The organism is Halomonas sp. A3H3, from assembly GCF_000982975.1.
GTDB lineage: Bacteria > Pseudomonadota > Gammaproteobacteria > Pseudomonadales > Halomonadaceae > Vreelandella > Vreelandella titanicae.
This window is the reverse complement of record NZ_HG423343.1, coordinates 2156697-2169435: the sequence shown is the minus strand read 5'-3', so window position 1 is coordinate 2169435 and position 12739 is coordinate 2156697. Positions and strand designations below refer to the sequence as shown.

The 12739-nt window shown below is 56.2% G+C and carries 13 protein-coding genes; 4 read left to right on the top strand and 9 right to left on the bottom strand.

The features are described 5' to 3' along the window. Positions 1–40 precede the first annotated feature (40 nt). Entirely contained in the window at positions 41–1831 is a 1791-nt protein-coding gene (locus tag HALA3H3_RS09690) for a methyl-accepting chemotaxis protein (protein WP_022521359.1), read from the bottom strand. Between the two features lie 440 nt (positions 1832–2271). Between HALA3H3_RS09690 and HALA3H3_RS09685 the strand changes: the two genes are divergently transcribed. Beyond that, positions 2272–3198 (top strand): YihY/virulence factor BrkB family protein, encoded by a 927-nt coding sequence (locus HALA3H3_RS09685; RefSeq protein WP_022521358.1) that lies wholly within the window; start codon positions 2272–2274, stop codon positions 3196–3198. 2 nt (positions 3199–3200) lie between these two features. Here HALA3H3_RS09685 and ureG read toward each other — a convergent pair whose 3' ends face one another. From ureG to HALA3H3_RS09645, 8 genes are all read right to left on the bottom strand, one after another. Beyond that, positions 3201–3839 (bottom strand): urease accessory protein UreG, encoded by a 639-nt coding sequence (gene ureG / locus HALA3H3_RS09680; RefSeq protein ID WP_009286151.1) that lies wholly within the window; start codon positions 3837–3839, stop codon positions 3201–3203. 29 nt (positions 3840–3868) lie between these two features. Beyond that, positions 3869–4624, bottom strand: coding sequence for an urease accessory protein UreF (locus HALA3H3_RS09675; protein WP_170834137.1), 756 nt, complete (start codon positions 4622–4624; stop codon positions 3869–3871). Then, entirely contained in the window at positions 4614–5141 is a 528-nt protein-coding gene (gene ureE, locus HALA3H3_RS09670) for an urease accessory protein UreE (RefSeq protein WP_022521356.1), read from the bottom strand. Before ureE ends, HALA3H3_RS09675 begins: the two co-directional genes overlap by 11 nt. A gap of 158 nt (positions 5142–5299) precedes the next feature. Continuing rightward, on the bottom strand, positions 5300–7015 hold the full coding sequence (gene ureC / locus HALA3H3_RS09665; RefSeq protein ID WP_022521355.1) for an urease subunit alpha: 1716 nt from the start codon (positions 7013–7015) through the stop codon (positions 5300–5302). Continuing rightward, entirely contained in the window at positions 7012–7332 is a 321-nt protein-coding gene (locus HALA3H3_RS09660) for an urease subunit beta (RefSeq protein ID WP_022521354.1), read from the bottom strand. The genes ureC and HALA3H3_RS09660 overlap by 4 nt, the downstream gene beginning before the upstream one ends. A 153-nt stretch (positions 7333–7485) precedes the next feature. Continuing rightward, the gene (locus HALA3H3_RS09655; RefSeq protein WP_022521353.1) at positions 7486–7788 is read right to left on the bottom strand and encodes an urease subunit gamma; all 303 of its coding nucleotides are present in this window, start codon (positions 7786–7788) and stop codon (positions 7486–7488) included. Between the two features lie 37 nt (positions 7789–7825). After that, positions 7826–8710 (bottom strand): urease accessory protein UreD, encoded by an 885-nt coding sequence (locus tag HALA3H3_RS09650; RefSeq protein ID WP_022521352.1) that lies wholly within the window; start codon positions 8708–8710, stop codon positions 7826–7828. A gap of 227 nt (positions 8711–8937) precedes the next feature. Further along, positions 8938–10299, bottom strand: a complete 1362-nt coding sequence (locus HALA3H3_RS09645; RefSeq protein ID WP_022521351.1) for a diguanylate cyclase — start codon at positions 10297–10299, stop codon at positions 8938–8940. 188 nt (positions 10300–10487) lie between these two features. Between HALA3H3_RS09645 and parS the strand changes: the two genes are divergently transcribed. The 3 genes from parS (at position 10488) to HALA3H3_RS09630 (ending at position 12609) form a co-directional block, all read left to right on the top strand. Next, entirely contained in the window at positions 10488–10937 is a 450-nt protein-coding gene (gene parS, locus HALA3H3_RS09640; RefSeq protein ID WP_022521350.1) for a type II RES/Xre toxin-antitoxin system antitoxin, read from the top strand. Then, complete coding sequence (locus HALA3H3_RS09635; RefSeq protein WP_022521349.1) at positions 10934–11398, top strand: RES family NAD+ phosphorylase; 465 nt, start codon at positions 10934–10936, stop codon at positions 11396–11398. Before parS ends, HALA3H3_RS09635 begins: the two co-directional genes overlap by 4 nt. Positions 11399–11640: 242 nt before the next feature. After that, the gene (locus HALA3H3_RS09630) at positions 11641–12609 is read left to right on the top strand and encodes a metal ABC transporter solute-binding protein, Zn/Mn family (protein WP_009286156.1); all 969 of its coding nucleotides are present in this window, start codon (positions 11641–11643) and stop codon (positions 12607–12609) included. Positions 12610–12739 lie beyond the last annotated feature (130 nt).

The window sequence follows — 12739 nt, the reverse complement described above, 5'->3', positions numbered from 1 at the left end:
CGTTTAAAAGCGCTGATACCACAAGCACTGTTAGTGGACGTTAGAACTCTTCCCACTCATCTGCAGCGTGCTTTGCCGTTGCCGGTGAAGGCTTGGATGATGGCTGTGACGAGGCTTGCGATGAAAGCGCGGGGCGTTTCAGGCCTTTATCACCGCCACGTTGCTGAGGCGCCGGAGAGGCCAGCGCCTGCTGCTGCGTGGGCTCATCTTCGCCGAGTACAAAGGAGTTGATTAGCTGATTAAGATGCTCCGCATGGCGGCGCATATTGGCAGCGGCGGTGGTCGATTCTTGCACCATGGCAGCGTTCTGCTGGGTCATGGTGTCCATTTCAGCCACGGCAGTGTTGATCTGGCCAATACCGCTGCTCTGCTCTTTAGCGCCAGCGGTGATCTCACCGATTACATCGGTGACTTTCGCCACGCTGGAGACAATCTCACGCATGGTATCACCGGCGCTGCGTACCAGCTTCGCACCGGAGTTAGTGTGCTGAACCGATGCATCAATAAGCGCACGAATCTCTTTGGAAGCATCGCTGGAACGACTGGCCAGAACCCTAACTTCTTGTGCCACCACGGCAAAGCCGCGGCCATGCTCACCTGCCCTTGCGGCTTCCACCGAGGCATTAAGCGCCAAAATATTGGTTTGGAAGGCAATCGAATCGATCATGCTGATGATGTCACTGATGCGCGATGCAGAGTCGTTAATATCGCTCATGGTGCTTTCCACCTGCCCCATCGAGGTCTCACCTTCGCGGGCTACATCGGCAGTAGACTGTACCAGCGTATTGGCCTGCTGGGCATTGTCGGCGCTGTGATTAACCGTCGAGGTGATCTCTTCCATGGAAGCGGAGGTTTGTTGCAGGTTCGCGGCCGCCTGCTCGGTACGGGTGGCAAGCTCATCAGAGCTTTGTGAGATCTCCCCCGCTGCCTGGTGCACGCTGAGCGTACTGCTGCGTACATCACGAAGCGTGTTCTGCATCCGCGCTACAAAGGCGTTGAATTGAACGCTAAGCTCGCCAATTTCGTCACCGCTTTCAACTGCTAAGCGACGGGTTAAATCACCGCGCCCCTGGGCAATATCGTGCATAGCCGCAGTAGTGCGCTTGATCGGCCCCAGCGTGCGACGCACCAAGCCATACGCTATCAGTGCAATCACAATAAATAGACCCAGACCCAACAAGGAGGCAAATATAATGCCTTGGCGCAAATCGGCGGCAGCCGCGGCTTCAAGTTCGGCAATGGCATCGTCAGCATCGGTAACGTAAACGCCAGCACCAATGAGCCAGTCCCATTTTTCAAGGCGGTCAACGAAGGAGTGCTTGGGTTCTATTCTGTCGGTACCTGGGTAATCCCACATATAGCTGTAGAAGCCACCGCCACTCTGGGCGACCTTAATGATCTCGCGAATCAGATAGGTGCCATCGGGGGTTTGCGCATCGATCATGTTGGTACCTTCACGCTCCGGTGCAGGCGCCGTGACGATATTGTTACCGTCATAGTCGTAGATAAAAATGTAGTTGTTATCTTCAAAGCGCATGGAACGCACCAGCTCGGCTACCTGCTGCTTGGCTGCCTCATCGTTGGCACCGGCTTGTTCGTAAATGGGCTCGATGGCAGAAGTCGCCATCTGGACGATATCGCGTACCGCATGGCGGCGCTCTTCAATCAGCATTTCACGCTGGTTTGCCAACGTATCGCGGGTGTCTTGGGCGCTGCTGTAGGCTTTAAACCCGACCAGCACAACCGTCACTAACAGAAGAGGGAGCAGTACCAGCATCAGCACCTTGGTTTGTAAACCAAGGGCTCGTTTGGGAGCAGAAGGAGTGGACATATGTGGGCAAGCTCCAGAGTCAGTCTTGAGTGAAGAGTTTTTAGTAGTTATAGGAGCCTTATCGACCTAAAGTGCACGAACTTTAACCATTTTTTAGTTTTTTTACTTAATATTCAATTAATTAGCATTTAATGATTAGCTTCATAACCTAAGTTAAGGTTATTCATAGAGTAAAGGTTCATTGTGAGGTTGTGGTGGCCAGGGATGGCCCGTTTTAAGCAAGTCGCTTAACCACAATCTTCGGTTGCCCTGGTCTCTCTACCGCCTGGTCAGGGCGACCTTTTTGTTTGTAGGGCGGCGAGTTAGCTTCTGCCTCTTACTACTCTCTCCTGAAGCCAGATCAGGCAATTCGGGACTTCCTTGATATTTGCCCTTGTTATTTGCCATTGCCATCAGCGTATCATGGCGATAGGGCCTCATGTCCAAGGAGAATAACAAGCATGGTTCGAAACCACCCATTTGTTAGCGCTGTCTTGCTCCTGCTCCCTAGGTTGGTTCACTTTGCTTGGCGCGTATTACGCAATTTCCTGAAAAATCACGGTGTCCTGCTAGCCGGCGGAGTAGGCTACAACATTCTGCTCTCTATCGTGCCGCTTTTTGCCGTGCTCGTTGTGCTGTTAACCCAAGTCGTCGATCAGCAGCACTTACTCAATGTGCTGGCCGTACAGGCACGCCATATGGCGCCTGCCCACGCGGAGGTGTTGCTGGAGGCCGTTCGCAGCCTGCTGGAATCGCGAGATGTGATTGGCATTCTGAGCTTTCCCATTCTGCTCCTGTTCAGCTCATTCGCCTTTCGTATGCTGGAAGACGCCCTGGCGATCATTTTCCATGCACCGGATAGCCCGCATATCAAACGCAGCGTTTGGGTTTCGGTAATGTTGCCCTACGCCTTTATGGTGGTACTGGGGGCGGCGCTTATGGTTCTCACGCTGGTAGTCACCCTGGCCAGTTCGCTTAATACGCTGGTGATGCTGCTATTTGAACGGGAATTGCCGCTGGCGGGATTTTCAGAGCCGGTGCTTAACCTGGCCAGTTTCACTGGGGTGTTCCTGCTGTTCAGCGCTATCTACAAAGTGCTGCCGGTGGTGCGCATCGCCTTACGTCGGGCAATCGTAGGGGGCTTTGTGGCAGCACTGCTGTGGGAGGGGGTTCGCCTGTTGCTGGTTTACTACTTCGCCAATCTCTCGTTCGTTAACGCCGTCTACGGTTCGCTGGCAGCGCTGGTGGTCGTACTGATTAGCCTGGAAGTGGGCGCCATCATTTTACTACTGGGCGCCCAGGTGATTGCCGAACTGGAACGTAATACCCGCCTTGGCCTGCCATGGCACGTCGACCCCAATCGCCAACCAATTACGCGGGTCGATTGACGTTAGCTAGCGGTCACTTCGGCCTGCGGACGCCGCTCGTCCAGCATCCCTTTATCGAGAATAAAGCGGATAATCTCCTCAAGCCCTACGCCGTCATAGAGGTTGGTAAACACAAAGGGCCGCTCGCCGCGCATTTTCTTGGAATCGCGCTCCATTACCTCTAGTGAAGCGTGCACCTGCTCGGCGATATCGATTTTATTGATAATCAGTAGATCCGATTTGGTAATGCCCGGCCCGCCTTTGCGAGGTATTTTGTCGCCTGCCGAGACGTCGATGACGTAGAGCGTTAGGTCGGAAAGCTCGGGGCTGAAGGTCGCCGAGAGGTTGTCGCCGCCCGACTCGACCATGACCAGTTCCAGCTTCGGGTGACGCGCCTGGAGCTCATCAATGGCCGCCAAGTTCATCGAGGCGTCTTCACGAATCGCGGTATGCGGGCACCCCCCGGTCTCAACCCCTAGAATACGATCCGCCGGTAGGGCATCGTGCTTGAGCAAAAAGTCGGCGTCTTCGCGGGTGTAGATATCGTTAGTGACTACGGCGATATCGTAGTAATCACGCAGCGCTAAACAGAGTTGCTTGAGCAGCGCGGTTTTACCAGAACCAACCGGGCCACCCACACCAACACGTAAACAGTGAGTCATTGTTCTCTCCTCGTTAACTTCTAGGTCATCTAACTTCGAAACAGGCGCGAATATTGGGTTTCGTGCAAGGCGCTAGCCAGTGCTAGGCCGGGCAGCACCGGGCCCAGCTCTTCATCACCCAGCGTAAGTGCCTGATTAACGGCATTCACTAGCGCGGGGCGCAGTTGTTCAATTACTCGCTGGGCAGCGGTGTGGCCAAGCGGCAAGGCTTTACAGGCCACCGCTAGCTGGTTCTCCATCCACGCCCAGGCAAACCCCAGCAGCGTTTGGCGAACAGACACGCCACGGACGTGGGCCGTGTAGGCAAACAGCGTTACATAACCTGCTTGGGGCGGAAGCAAGGGTGGGAGTAATCCCTCACTTTGCAACTGCTGCTCTCTAGGCAACAAGTTCAAGCTGCCCAGTAGGCGTTTTAGCGAGGCGCCCAGCCTGCTATCTTCGGCGGCGAGCTCGGCGGTTTCCCGGGTAGCAGCCAGCCACTCATCCCACGCGGCAATTGATTTACGACCTTCTACCATGTCCGCCTGGCCAAACGCCTGACTAAACGCATCATGCAACCGCGCCAGCACTGGCAGTTCGCAGCGGGTTAAGCCATCTTCCAGCACACCGTTTAGCCACTCGGCGAGGCTGGCTTCATCACGCACCCAGTCCAGTTCAAAGGCGCTTTCCAGCCCTTGGGAAAAGGCAAAGGCGCCGATGGGCAACGCTGGGCTCACCAACTGCATCAGCCCTAGCAGCGCTAGCTCATCACTTTGGCTTTCTAGCGCAGTGAGTTCAGTGGGCATGGTGGTGCTCATGCGAGTGGTCATGATCGTGGTCGTGTGAATGACCGTGCGAATGACCATGTGAATGTCCGCCACCTACTTGGTTATAAGCACCCGGCTCCGGGTCGAACGTTGCGTTGTGGTGCTCTAGTTCGGCACCTAACAGCTCGGCGAGCTCTTCCAACACGTGATCCGGCGGAAAGCGCACCCAGCCGCCCTCTTCATCTTCACCCAGCGCCAGCTGTACGTGGCGATTGCCAAGATGGTAGGCCAGCCGTGCCAGCGGTAAGCCAGCACTCACTCGCGCGGTAACCACCGGTTCTACCGCGGCGCAGACACGCACCACTTCGCCGCTTTCGGCTTTTAGACCTTCGCCGCTGCGCAGCACCGGGCCGCGATCCAGAAACAGACCCAGTTCGCGACCGCTATCGCTTTGGGCTTTTAAGCGCCCTCGAATACGTAGCTCAAAGGGCAGCGTGAGCGTATCGCTAGCAGCGCTCTCCTCCACTGGCCCTAAACGTTCTATCAGTTTCAGCATTGCTATCGTCCCATTGAAATTTTCGCGGCCTAGCCGGGGTAGCTCTACGTGAGGGCGCTGTAAATACATCCTTGTAAGCTACTTTTGCCATCCATGGCAAAAGACCCTCACTACGAGCTACCCCGGTTAACCTGACTGTGGAGGTGTCGCCCACTTTTTCAGAACAAATGGTAGCGCTGGGCCAGCGGCAGTTCAGTGGCGGGCTCGCAGGTTAAAATTTCGCCATCGCAGCGCACTTCGTAGGTTTGCGGGTCGACGGTTAATTCTGGGCAGGCATCGTTTAGCTTCATATCCTGCTTGCGCACCTGGCGCACGTTTTTACATGCCGCTAGCTCGCTATTAAGCCCGAGGGTCTCTTTGATGCCCGCATCCAGCGCGGCCTGGCTGACAAAGCTGAGTCGGGTTTGGCTCGCCGCACGGCCGAAAGCACCGAACATATAGCGGTAGTGCACCGGCTGGGGGGTCGGAATCGAGGCGTTGGGGTCGCCCATGGGCGCTGCCGCAATCATGCCGCCTTTGATCATCATCGCTGGCTTGACGCCAAAGAAAGCCGGTTTCCACAGCACCAGATCCGCCAGCTTACCGACTTCGATGGAGCCGACTTCGTGAGCGATGCCGTGGGTGATCGCCGGGTTGATGGTGTACTTGGCGATATAGCGCTTGGCGCGTAGGTTATCGGCGCCCAGGGCTTCATCTTCCGGCAACAGGCCGCGCTGCACCTTCATTTTATGGGCGGTTTGCCAGGTGCGGCAGACCACTTCGCCGACCCGCCCCATGGCCTGGGAGTCAGAGGCGATCATCGAGATCACGCCCAAGTCGTGGAGGATATCCTCGGCGGCGATGGTTTCCCGGCGAATGCGTGAGTCGGCGAAGGCCACGTCTTCGGGGATATTGGGATCCAGGTGGTGGCACACCATCAGCATATCGAGGTGTTCGTCGATGGTGTTGACGGTGTAGGGCCGCGTTGGGTTAGTGGATGACGGCAGTACATAGGCTTTCGAGCAGGCGGTGAGGATATCCGGGGCGTGGCCGCCGCCCGCGCCTTCGGTGTGGTAGGTGTGAATGCAGCGCTCTTTGAACGCGGCCAGGGTGTCTTCCACAAAGCCCGATTCGTTTAGGGTGTCGGTGTGGATCGCCACTTGCACATCGTAGGCATCCGCCACGTTGAGGCAGTTGTTGATTGAGGCGGGCGTGGTGCCCCAATCTTCGTGCAATTTGAGCCCCATGGCGCCCGCTTGGAGCTGGAGCTCCAGGGACTCAGGCAGGCTGGCGTTACCTTTGCCCAGAAAGCCAATGTTCATGGGCATATCGTCCACCGCCTGGAGCATTTTGCCGATGTGCCATGCGCCGGGAGTACAGGTGGTAGCGTTGGTGCCAGTCGCCGGGCCGGTGCCGCCGCCCAGCATGGTGGTCACACCGCTCATCAGCGCTTCTTCGACCTGCTGGGGGCAGATAAAGTGAATATGGGAATCAATGCCGCCCGCGGTCAGGATCTTACCTTCGCCGGAGATGATTTCGGTGCCGGGGCCAATGACGATTTCAACATCAGGCTGTACGTCAGGATTGCCTGCCTTGCCAATCGCGGCGATGCGACCGTTTTGAATGCCTACGTCGGCTTTGACGATACCCCACCAATCCAGAATCAGCGCGTTGGTAATCACGGTATCCATTACCGTGTCGTCGGCGCGCTGGCTTTGACCCATGCCGTCGCGGATGACTTTGCCGCCGCCGAACTTCACTTCATCGCCGTAGTGGGTGGCATCCTGTTCGACTTCGATCCAAAGCTCGGTATCGCCCAGGCGCACGCGGTCGCCCACCGTGGGGCCATACATATCGGCGTAGGCTTGCCGACTGATCTTGTTAACCGGTTTCATTGTTTACCTCCGTCGAGCGCGCCCATGACATCGCCGCGAAAACCGTAAATTTCTCGCTTGCCGACATAGGGAATCAACGTGACTTCGCGGGTCTGGCCAGGCTCAAAGCGAATCGCCGTGCCTGCGGCCACGTCCAGACGAAAGCCTCGGGTTTTATCGCGATCAAACACCAGCGCCGGGTTAGCTTCGGCGAAGTGGTAGTGGGAGCCGATCTGGATCGGGCGGTCGCCGGTATTGGCCACCTCGACGCTAATCCGCTCACGCCCCGCGCACAGCTCGATATCACCTTCTTTTAACTTGTACTCACCGGGAATCATTTGGTTGCTCCTTTGTTTTTTTGTGAGGTGTTAGGCGAGAGGTGTGAGGTGTAAAGAGAGAGGTATGAGGGGTGCGTAACCCACTACTACTCACCCCTAACTATTCACTCCTCACCCCTCACAATCCACCCCTCACCCCTCACAATTAACCCCTCACACAATTGGCGTATGGACAGTGACCAGCTTGGTGCCGTCGGGGAAAGTGGCTTCCACCTGCACTTCGTCGACCATCTCGGCGACACCGTCCATCACATCCTCACGGCTAAGGATTTCGCGACCATAGCTCATTAAGTCCGCTACGCTGCGGCCATCCCGGGCGCCTTCCATAATCTCGAAGCTGATCAGCGCCACCGCTTCCGGGTAATTGAGTTTTAAACCACGCGCCTTGCGGCGCTCCGCCAATTGGGCGGCTGAGAACAGCAGCAGCTTGTCTTTGTCTCTTGGGGTTAATTCCATGGAATGTGTCTCCAGCAGTGCATCGCAGTGATGCTAATTAGGTTAGCCAAATTCGTGGTGTATGTGCTTCACGCTCGATCCAGCGGGGGCGCAGCAGTTGCCAAGCCTGTTCGCATAACGCCCAGGCTTCGTTACGCGAGTTGCCTAAATAGCGCAGCAGCAGAACACCGTGGCGGACGGTGACCGCCCAGCGCGGGTTATCCGGCAGCGCTTCACGCAAGGCTTCAATGGCAGCAGGCGCGTCGGCAATCCCCACTGCCCAGAGCGTGGCCTGCACCGTGGCACCGCCCTGCCCCCAGCGCCCGGCAAAGCGTGGGTGTAGTGGGTCTAGCGGTTGGCGCTCTAGCCACAGCGGTTTGCCATCCAGGGTTAAGCGGAAGTGCTGCTCAATACGCCCGGAAACATAGGGTAAGTCGCTGGCCGGGCGGCCCAGTGCCATCACTTCCCAGCCCAGGCAACGGGCGCTGCCGTGAAGGTCAATTTGGGTGCGCTGTTCACCCTTGGAACCATCAAAGGCGATGGTCTCCTGGGGCAGCCACTCCAGAGTCGCGCCATCTTCAACGCTCAACCGGGTATGCTGCGTCCATGCCACGCCCTGGCTGTCGGCTTTATAGAGTTTATTGGCAGCCGGGGTCGTCAGCAGCGCATGGGCACCGCTCTCTACATGGGCACTAATGGTAAGCGCATCGCCGCTGACTAGCCCGCCCGGCGGGTGAAGCACATAAACATGGCAAGCCTCACCGCTTCCTTCGGGATAGAAAGGGCGCTGCACCCGCAGTGGCCCTTGATGACGCGCCTGCACCATGCGAGTGGCGCCGTCACGATGAGCGAAGGTGAGTGCTAACGAAGCTGCCCAATGGCGGCCTGCATCGAAGCGGTGGCCAGAGGCAATGTGTGGTTTGGCGAGTTCGCACAGGATCATGGGTTGCTACCGCTTCCTTTTCACTAAGCCTTTGACATAGGTAAGCAATTAATGCGCCAAAATGGTGAAAAGCCCTGCTGTGCGGTCAATGGTAGGGATGAACGGCGGTGACTGGCAGTGCTACGCATCTAGGCGCACCAAAACAGCACCACATCAGACCTCAAATGCACCAAATAAATGCACTCACTACTTGCTTAGTGCTCAGCCTACACTCACTCTTCACACCATTACTGCACAACGACCCGGTCACGCCCGCCGCGCTTCGCTTCATAAAGGGCCTGATCAGCACGCTGCAGGGAGTGGTGATAGTCTGGGTGACCATCGTGAAGCGTTACACCCACGCTAATCGTCACGTTAAGCAGCGTATCGGCACCGGCGAGCATCGGCTCCTTAGCCACCGATTGGCGTAAACGCTCAGCAAATAACCGGCTGCCGTCATGGTCAGTATTGACCAGCACAATCAAAAACTCCTCGCCGCCCATGCGAAACACGTAATCACCCCCACGGGTGGAGCGATCAAGGATGCTCGCCACCTGCTGCAGCACGTTGTCGCCGGCGTCGTGCCCATGGGTATCGTTGATCGATTTGAAGTGATCGATATCTACCATCAACAGCGCAAAGCAGTGCTCCGAGTGGCGGGCAATGTCTATTTCGCGACTAAGCACCACTGACAAAAACTTGCGGTTGAGCAACCGGGTTAAGCTGTCGCGCCCTGCATCCAAACCGGAGGCGCGCTCTAATACATTGTCGAGCAGCATCAACACCGTACGGGCGGCATCACGAATCTCGCCCAGTGCCTTAAGTCGCTGGCTAGCATCTTCATGCATCAGCACTTCCAGCCACTCACGATCCACTTGCTGAATATGGCGTGAAATAGTGGCAATCTCCGGCACGCCCTCGAACGCATGGCACGCTTTATGGAAGTACCACAGACCAAAATCGGAATTGGATAACCGCGGCAGCGTGGCGATATCCTGCTGGGCAGCTATGGCAAACATCAGCGCATTCTCCCAATTCAACAACGCCGAACGCTGGCGTTCACGCTCGTCGCCAATGCTCTGGGTGAGTGAAAACAGCTTGTACGCCTCTTCAGTGCGCGCATTACGGTCACTGGCCACCGAGTAGGCGTGGCTCATGATTTCCATGGCCATATCAATATGGTCGGAGACGTACACCGAGGCATCCCCCGGCGATAGCGGGCTTTTGAACGTGGCGTTGATCTGTTGATAAAACACCTGCTTAAGCTGCCGCGCTCCACTTAGCACCAGGTTGACCGGAATATCGATGCGGGCATGCACCTGCCCCACTTTTTCCTGCTGCTCAACCAGGGACTCAAAATCGGCGTGCTCAACGGCAAACATGGCCTTCAGCCAGCGCTGCATTGAGGGGTGTAAACGCTGCTCCACTTGATCGTTGGAGAGAAACAGCGAAGCATGCGGGTCTTCCAACATCACCCGGTAAAAGTGGTCAGCAAAGCTTTGCCCGTGGTGCTCTACCAACGTCTCGACTGCTTGCCGCAACGGTTTGGGCGTGCGCTCCAGAAGCGCTTGCCACTCGGCGGCGAGCTGATGTTTATCTTTATAGCGCATACCCCACCTGCTTCTTATTGATCAACAGCCAATATTACACGCCAAGCATTTTCGTCAACCGAACACAGAGCAGGGTTTTAGCGAATAAGCCCGCCAGATATCTTCTGTCATGTGCATCACTTGACGGCGGTAAAAGCATCATGTATATCAAATGATAGACTTTTGAAGTATCAAATGAGGATAACATTATGGATATCCACTTCACTCAATACCAGCCACCCAAAGCTTTGGCGTCCGGTTTCTGGCAACAAATTGGCTTGCCAGCCAGAGGCCGCAAGTTGCATGAGCTGTTGCATGAAGGGGTGGAGTATCGTGTTTATCCCCAGATTGCCAAGGTATCAGGTATTGAGCAGAAGGCACTGGCGCGCTACGTGGATATTCCCTCTGCTACGCTTAGCCGTCGCGCCAAATCGGGCCGTTTCAAAATGGCAGAGAGTGACCGGCTGTATCGCTTTGCTGAGCTTTTCAAGGCGGCACTGGATCTGTTCGAGGGGGACTCAGAGGGCGCCCGCGCCTGGCTACTCAAACCCAATGCCGGGCTAGGCGGTCGTCGCCCTGTCGAAATGAGCGCCACATCGGCAGAGTATCAAACGGTGTTGAACCTGATCGGGCGGCTGGAGCACGGGGTCTCGGTATGAGCGAGGTCACCGCCTATCGGCTGGTTAAGCGTAAGTTTCAGGAGACAGCGTTTGATGGCGAAGGCGCACGGCTTTACGGTGGGCGCTGGAACAGCCCAGGGAATGCCTGTGTGTATGTGGCAAGCTACGAGTCGCTGGCACTACTGGAAATTATGGTGAATCTGGAAAGCTATCGGCTGCTCAATGCGTATGCGCTGCTGCGCCTGACGCTACCAGCCGACAGTATTCTAAGCATTGGCGCAGAAGATCTACCAGAAAACTGGCAGGAAGCCCCAGCGCCCGCAGAGACCGCTGAACTTGGCGATGGCTGGCTGGCCTCAGGCCAAAGTCTGGCACTGGCAGTGTCAAGCGTGGTCGTGCCGAGAGAGCTCAACTACATGCTCAACCCGGCACACCCCTTATTCGATCAAATCGTCGCGACAGCCGAGGCACTGCCATTTCAACCCGATCCAAGACTTTGAACCAGGTGTGGATAACTTAAACCGTTCTTAGCAGATTTCAAAGGCGCGTTAGTAGCCCGTCTTACGTTTATTCCCGCAATACTCAGATACCCCTTTCAGCTCACCTCAGCGTCTTTTATCCGCTTGACATTTCATGAATAGCGCCACAAACTTAGCCAAGGCTATACTTCTTTCCTCGGGACAATCAGTTTACACAAAGCAATTTCAGCCCATCTACCTCATGACGAGTCTGGAGCTAAATAATGGCAACAAAATATGCCGTGATTCTATTGGGAACGCTGCCTTTTAGTGCGTTGGCAACTGCCGATGAAACGCCCTTAAACGTGGTGGCAACGATTGGGATGATTGCAGATGTAGCGCAGGAAGTAGGCGGCGAATGCGTTAATGTGGAAGCCATGATGGGCCCCGGCGTAGACCCCCATCTGTATCAGGCAAGCGCTAGCGACGTGGCCTTGCTGCGGGGCGCCGAACACATTCTCTATTCAGGCTACTCATTGGAAGGGCAGCTGGGGAGTGTGCTGGAGAATTTCTCGGCACGAACACCCACGCTTGCCGTGGCGCCCGCTTCCATTGATCCGGCGTCGTTGATCACCGCTCAGGATGTCTACGGAGTCGACCCTCACCTGTGGATGGATGTCTCTTTATGGGCCCAAACACTGCCCACCCTAAGCGATGCATTGAGCGAAGCACGCCCTGAGTGCGCCACGACGATTGAAACCAATACCGAGCGTTATCAGGCTCAGTTGCTAGCCTTGCATGAGTGGGTTAAAGAGAGCATTGCCAGCATCCCCGAAGAGCAGCGTATTCTTGTCACCGCCCACGACGCTTTCAGCTACTTTGGTCGTGCCTATGACATTGAGGTGGAAGGGATTCAGGGCATCAGTACCGAAACCGAAACTGGGATCGCCGATATTCGCAGCATGGCGGATAGCGTTGTTGCCCGTAACGTGCCCGCCATATTTGTCGAGAGCACCATCAACCCGCGCACCATTCAGGCAGTGATCGATGCCGCAAGGCAGCAAGGCCATGATGTGACCATCGGCGGCCAGCTTTATTCCGACGCCATGGGCGATGAAGGCACGGTAGATGGTACCTATATGGGCATGATCTACCGTAACACCCAGCACATTGTCGAGGCGCTAGGCGGTTCGCTGGCCCCGCTGCCAAAGGCACTGGATGACTGGGCCAGCGAGTGGCAACTCGCTCAATAAGCATTCGATAAGGCAGTGCATCCATGGCGATATTCAACCCTACAGACACCGCACTGAGCATTAAAAACCTGACGGTGAGCTACCATAACCAGCCCGTGCTATGGGATATCGATCTGGATATCCCCGCCGG

Coding starts and splice junctions, on each gene's coding strand:
- HALA3H3_RS09690 (WP_022521359.1), bottom strand. CDS start 1,831: ATGTCCACTCCTTCTGCTCCCAAACGAGCCCTTGGTTTACAAACCAAG.
- HALA3H3_RS09685 (WP_022521358.1), top strand. CDS start 2,272: ATGGTTCGAAACCACCCATTTGTTAGCGCTGTCTTGCTCCTGCTCCCT.
- ureG (WP_009286151.1), bottom strand. CDS start 3,839: ATGACTCACTGTTTACGTGTTGGTGTGGGTGGCCCGGTTGGTTCTGGT.
- HALA3H3_RS09675 (WP_170834137.1), bottom strand. CDS start 4,624: ATGCCCACTGAACTCACTGCGCTAGAAAGCCAAAGTGATGAGCTAGCG.
- ureE (WP_022521356.1), bottom strand. CDS start 5,141: ATGCTGAAACTGATAGAACGTTTAGGGCCAGTGGAGGAGAGCGCTGCT.
- ureC (WP_022521355.1), bottom strand. CDS start 7,015: ATGAAACCGGTTAACAAGATCAGTCGGCAAGCCTACGCCGATATGTAT.
- HALA3H3_RS09660 (WP_022521354.1), bottom strand. CDS start 7,332: ATGATTCCCGGTGAGTACAAGTTAAAAGAAGGTGATATCGAGCTGTGC.
- HALA3H3_RS09655 (WP_022521353.1), bottom strand. CDS start 7,788: ATGGAATTAACCCCAAGAGACAAAGACAAGCTGCTGCTGTTCTCAGCC.
- HALA3H3_RS09650 (WP_022521352.1), bottom strand. CDS start 8,710: ATGATCCTGTGCGAACTCGCCAAACCACACATTGCCTCTGGCCACCGC.
- HALA3H3_RS09645 (WP_022521351.1), bottom strand. CDS start 10,299: ATGCGCTATAAAGATAAACATCAGCTCGCCGCCGAGTGGCAAGCGCTT.
- parS (WP_022521350.1), top strand. CDS start 10,488: ATGGATATCCACTTCACTCAATACCAGCCACCCAAAGCTTTGGCGTCC.
- HALA3H3_RS09635 (WP_022521349.1), top strand. CDS start 10,934: ATGAGCGAGGTCACCGCCTATCGGCTGGTTAAGCGTAAGTTTCAGGAG.
- HALA3H3_RS09630 (WP_009286156.1), top strand. CDS start 11,641: ATGGCAACAAAATATGCCGTGATTCTATTGGGAACGCTGCCTTTTAGT.